We start from the raw sequence: 1,725 nt of genomic DNA, 5'->3' as shown, positions 1-1,725 counted from the left end.
CGTTAGCGTCGGCGATGGCTTATCGCTCACCCCGTGGAAAGCGTCCGCCCTGCAGCGGAAATCCTAGTGGAAAATTTTACTACGACGCAGTTTCCCTAAATAGTGACACCTTTATGGTATAGATCGAAAAATATTCACACCATATTTCCTAAAGTATAAAAAATAGAGTATAGGAATCTTAGTTCCCCATACTCTACTTTTTGGCGTTGCATATTCTATTATTCTCTTTACTAATTTTCCTTTTGTAATGCAGTAAAGACTTCATCTTTTACTTTATTTAGATTAGCTGTAAGTTCATTAAACGTTTCGACCGATTGTTGCACCACTTCGTTTTGTTTATTCACTTCATCGACTTGCTGCTGAATGGTCGTTACATCTGCTGCTTCTTCGATTAACATCTTATATAACTTCTCTTGTAGACTAGCGAGTGCGTTATATTGTTCTGTTAATTTGCTATATGCAGTATAACGATTTTTTAATGCTTCTTCGATTTGTTGGATACTTGCTTTTTCCGATGCTACGTCTGTATCCGAAATAAGTACATCGAAATCTGTTAATTTATCAGAAGCACTTTTAATAGAAGCTGCCTCTTTTTCCACTAATACGAGTCTTTCCTCCAAAAGTTGAGCCGTTTCCTCCACTTTTGTCGTAAGCTCTTCTTTTTGATCTTTCGTTAACTCCATCATGCTTTGAAAATTAGCTTGTTCTTTTTGTTCCGTTTCGGCTAACTGCGTTTGTACATCTCTATAATCTGCTTCTAAATTATATATTTCCGTTAAGATGTTAGACAATTTTTCATCTGTTGTTTCACCAAAAGAACATGCAGATAGAAGTAATACAAAGCATAAAGGAATTACGTATTTCCATTTTTTCATCACGCAACCTCCTCTAATCATTTCACTATAATTGTTCTAGCCTCTAAATTCAATCGTACAATAGGCTTTTTTTGTTTAGCAAATGAGGAATTTTCGATATAATAGAAATATGAACATGGAAAGGACGATTATGATGATTTTAATGAAAGATATTGTAAGAGATGGTCACGCAGCACTACGAAAAAAAACGGAAGAAATGACTTTTCCTTTATCAGAGGTTGATATACAGCTTGCGAATGATTTGTTGGAATATGTGATCAATAGTCAAGATGATAAAATGATCGAAAAATATAAATTGCGGCCCGGGATAGGACTTGCGGCTCCTCAAGTGAACGCAGAGAAAAGAATGTTCGCGCTCCATTTAACCGATGCAGAAGGTGAAGAGGTAAGCTTTGTTGCGGTTAACCCAAAAATAATTAGCCATTCCGTAGAAAACACATATATTACTGCTGGTGAAGGTTGTCTTTCTGTGGACGAAGTGATTGAGGGATATGTACCAAGACACGCACGAATTACCGCTACTGGATATTATCCAGATGGCACACCATTCAAAAAGCGGCTAAAAGGCTTAGCAGCGATTGCATTTCAACATGAACTAGATCATTTAAATGGCATTATGTTTTATGACCATATCAATAAAGAAAATCCATATGCGGAAATACCAAATTCCGTTCCTTATGACAGAGTGTAATAATTAAAAGCGCAAGCGCCTATTTCTGCCCCAGAGGGGCAAGGCGCTGGAGTCTGGAAGTAGGAAAATGAGGCTGGGACAAAACCCACCTTGAAAAATGAAAAGCCCTGGAAATTTTACGAACAGTAAAATTTCCAGGGCTTTGTTTTTAGGCATTAA

2 protein-coding genes are annotated in these 1,725 nt (G+C 37.1%); one reads left to right on the top strand and one right to left on the bottom strand.

Going from position 1 to position 1,725, the window contains the following annotated elements:
- Positions 1-230: 230 nt before the first annotated feature.
- Positions 231-875, bottom strand: coding sequence for a YkyA family protein (locus tag ACIQYS_RS22370; RefSeq protein ID WP_402985242.1), 645 nt, complete (start codon positions 873-875; stop codon positions 231-233).
- A gap of 133 nt (positions 876-1,008) precedes the next feature.
- On the opposite strand from ACIQYS_RS22370, the gene def reads away from it, so the two are divergent.
- Entirely contained in the window at positions 1,009-1,566 is a 558-nt protein-coding gene (gene def / locus ACIQYS_RS22365; protein WP_402985240.1) for a peptide deformylase, read from the top strand.
- Positions 1,567-1,725 lie beyond the last annotated feature (159 nt).

Source organism: Psychrobacillus sp. NPDC096426, assembly GCF_044762745.1.
Lineage (GTDB): Bacteria > Bacillota > Bacilli > Bacillales_A > Planococcaceae > Psychrobacillus.
The sequence above is the reverse complement of the archived record's forward strand: the minus strand, read 5'-3'. Positions and strand labels throughout refer to the sequence as shown.

Bases quoted from the DNA above. Each gene is read 5' to 3' on its own strand.
- ACIQYS_RS22370 (WP_402985242.1), bottom strand. From the start codon at position 875: ATGAAAAAATGGAAATACGTAATTCCTTTATGCTTTGTATTACTTCTA.
- def (WP_402985240.1), top strand. From the start codon at position 1,009: ATGATTTTAATGAAAGATATTGTAAGAGATGGTCACGCAGCACTACGA.